Here is a 1,460-nt window from a genome sequence, read left to right on the forward strand (position 1 = left end):
CGGCAAAGCGGCCCGGGTGCCCGGAGAGCATGGCGACAATCAGGCCAACGATGCCGGCCAGGCCGCTGGCCAACAGCGTGGAGGTGAACAGGAACGCCGCCAATGCCGCTCCCCCGCCACCGAGCAGCCCACGCAGCGGGCGCGGCACGCGCGAGAACACCCCGCGCAGGATGCTGCCGGCGAACACACCGATGAACAGGGCAAGGAACCAGGTGTTGCCACCGCCGTCGGGCTCGCCGCCACGCTGGCCACTGACGGGTGCCGGCAGGTCCTCGCCATCGATCAGCTTGACCAGCACACCGGTGGCGTCAGTGATGCCACCGGCATAGTCACCGCTGCGGAAGCGCGGCACCAGGTATTCCTGGATGACCCGGTTGGCGATGGCATCGGGAATCGCGCCCTCCAGGCCGTAGCCGGGCTCGATGCGTACCCGTCGGTCATCCTTGGCGACCACCAGCAGCACGCCGTCATCCACGCCCTTGCGGCCGATCTGCCACTGGTCGAAGACGCGCGTGGTGTACTGCGCGATGTCTTCCGGCTGGGTGGTGGGCACGACCAGCACCTGCAGCTGGCTGCCCTTGCGCTGCTGCAGGTCAGTCGCCTGCTGCACCAGCGCCTGCTGCTGCGCGGTATCCAGCGTGCCGGTGGTATCGACCACCGGCGAATCCAGCGCCGGAATCGGCGCCAACTGCTGCGCCTGCGACGCCAGTGGCAGCCACAGCAGCAGGGCCAGCAGCGCAGTGGCCAGGCGCATCGGTCAGTGGCCCGGCTGCGGTGCCGGCTGCTGCTGCGGCGCGTTGCCGAAATCGACCGCCGGCGCGCTGGAGATCTGCGCTTCGTTGTCCACGGTGAAGTTCGGCTTGGTCTTGTAGCCGAAGATCTTGGCGGTGATCACCTGCGGGAACGAGCGGATGTAGGTGTTGTAGTCCTGCACCTGCTGGATGTAACGGCCACGGGCGACGGTGACCCGGTTCTCGGTGCCTTCCAGCTGCGCCTGCAGGTCGCGGAAGTTCTGGTCGGACTTCAGCTGCGGATAGTTTTCGGTGACCACCAGCAGCCGCGACAGCGCGCTGCCCAGTTCGCCCTGGGCCTGCTGGAACTGCTTGAGCGAGGCTTCGTCGTCGGCGTTGACGTTGATCTGACCGACCCGCGAACGGGCGTTGGTGACTTCGGTCAGCACGCGCTCTTCCTGGCTGGCGAAGCCCTTCACGGTCTGCACCAGGTTGGGCACCAGGTCGGCGCGGCGCTTGTACTGGTTGATGACCTCCGACCAGCTGGCCTTGACCGCTTCATCCTTCTGCTGGATGGCGTTGTAGCCGCAGCCGGAGAGCAGGGAGGCCAGCAGCATCAGGGGCAGGATACGGGTGAACAGGCGCATGGCGGAGGTTCCGGGTGGACGTGGCGCCGAGCATGCCATGGTTCGGGTGAAGGTCGGCCATCGGGCGCGGCCCCCTCCGCGG

At 67.7% G+C, this 1,460-nt stretch carries 2 protein-coding genes; both read right to left on the reverse strand.

The features are described from left to right. The coding region (locus tag QRO93_RS21450; protein WP_285304360.1) for a YgcG family protein at positions 1 to 754 on the reverse strand (754 nt) is incomplete at its 3' end. A 3-nt stretch (positions 755 to 757) separates the two neighbouring features. Then, complete coding sequence (locus tag QRO93_RS21455; protein ID WP_008266893.1) at positions 758 to 1,378, reverse strand: LemA family protein; 621 nt, start codon at positions 1,376 to 1,378, stop codon at positions 758 to 760. Between the last annotated feature and the right edge of the window lie 82 nt (positions 1,379 to 1,460).

Origin of the sequence: Stenotrophomonas maltophilia group sp. Smal17, assembly GCF_030237045.1 — a bacterium.
GTDB classification, from domain to species: Bacteria; Pseudomonadota; Gammaproteobacteria; order Xanthomonadales; family Xanthomonadaceae; genus Stenotrophomonas; species Stenotrophomonas forensis.